Raw genomic sequence first — 1,190 nt, 5'->3', positions numbered from 1 at the left:
TTACTCGATAACCTTGGCAACCACACCGGCGCCGACGGTACGACCGCCTTCACGGATGGCGAAACGCAGACCTTCTTCCATGGCGATCGGCGCGATCAGCTTGACGGTCATGGAGATGTTGTCGCCCGGCATGACCATCTCGGTGCCTTCCGGCAGGCTGATGGAACCGGTCACGTCCGTGGTACGGAAGTAGAACTGCGGACGGTAGTTGTTGAAGAACGGGGTGTGACGGCCGCCTTCTTCCTTGGAGAGGACATACACCTCGCCGGTGAAGTGGGTGTGCGGCTTGATGGAGCCCGGCTTGCACAGCACCTGGCCGCGCTGCACGTCTTCACGCTTGGTGCCGCGCAGCAGCACGCCGACGTTGTCGCCAGCCTGACCCTGATCCAGCAGCTTGCGGAACATTTCGACGCCGGTGCAGGTGGTCTTGACGGTCGGGACGATGCCGACGATCTCGATTTCTTCACCGACCTTGACGATGCCGCGCTCGACGCGACCGGTCACCACGGTGCCACGGCCAGAGATCGAGAACACGTCTTCGATCGGCAGCAGGAACGGCAGATCGACGGCACGTTCCGGGGTCGGGATGTAGCTGTCCAGGGCGTCAGCCAGGCGGAAGATCGACGGCTCGCCGATGTCGGACTGGTCGCCTTCGAGGGCCTTCAGGGCGGAGCCCTTGACGATGGGCACATCGTCGCCCGGGAAGTCGTACTTGGAGAGGAGCTCGCGCACTTCCATTTCGACCAGCTCAAGCAGCTCTTCGTCGTCAACCATGTCGCACTTGTTCAGGTAGACGATGATGTACGGGACACCAACCTGACGGGCCAGCAGGATGTGCTCGCGGGTCTGGGGCATCGGGCCGTCAGCGGCGGAACACACCAGGATCGCGCCGTCCATCTGGGCAGCGCCGGTGATCATGTTCTTGACGTAGTCGGCGTGGCCCGGGCAGTCAACGTGAGCGTAGTGACGGCTCTCGGTTTCGTACTCGACGTGCGCGGTGTTGATGGTGATGCCGCGAGCCTTTTCTTCCGGCGCCGCGTCGATCTGGTCGTAGGCCTTGGCCTCGCCACCAAACTTGCGCGACAGCACGGTCGTGATCGCAGCCGTCAGCGTCGTCTTGCCGTGGTCAACGTGACCGATCGTGCCGACGTTTACGTGCGGCTTTTTCCGCTCGAATTTTTCCTTAGCCA

At 62.5% G+C, this 1,190-nt stretch carries 1 protein-coding gene; it reads right to left on the bottom strand.

Annotated elements, in window-relative coordinates:
- The coding region (gene tuf / locus ZRA01_RS20275) for an elongation factor Tu (RefSeq protein ID WP_141355180.1) at positions 1-1,190 on the bottom strand (1,190 nt) is incomplete at its 5' end.

It is taken from the genome of Zoogloea ramigera, from assembly GCF_006539865.1.
In the GTDB taxonomy this organism is placed as follows: Bacteria; Pseudomonadota; Gammaproteobacteria; order Burkholderiales; family Rhodocyclaceae; genus Zoogloea; species Zoogloea ramigera.
This window is presented reverse-complemented; position numbering and strand designations above follow the sequence as displayed.